Origin of the sequence: Microvirga antarctica (genome assembly GCF_017921815.1) — a bacterium.
GTDB lineage: Bacteria > Pseudomonadota > Alphaproteobacteria > Rhizobiales > Beijerinckiaceae > Microvirga > Microvirga antarctica.
The window spans coordinates 1-279 of sequence record NZ_JAGEMM010000215.1; the positions used below are offsets into that span (position 1 = coordinate 1).

The following is a 279-nucleotide window of genomic DNA, read 5'->3' on the forward strand; positions in this document are numbered from 1 at the left end:
TACCGTCACCATGCGCTGGTAGCGACTATCCGCACCGAAGAGCCGCACGGCGCGGTTGCTCGCCAGGTGTTTCATGGTGAAGGTATTCTGGCGTTTTTGCCGTTAAGCGATCCGCATCTGTGTTCCATTGTCTGGTCGCTTTCTCCGCAGGATGCGGAGCGTATGCAACAGAGCGGCGACGAGGCGTTTAACCAGGCGTTGACTATCGCCTTCGATAATCGGCTGGGCTTATGCCGCCTGGAAAGCGAACGGCAGGTTTTTCCGCTGACGGGCCGCTAT

General features: G+C 58.1%; 1 pseudogene. It reads left to right on the top strand.

Annotated elements, in window-relative coordinates:
- Positions 1-279, top strand: a pseudogene (locus J4G32_RS21550) (hypothetical protein); the annotation flags it as partial.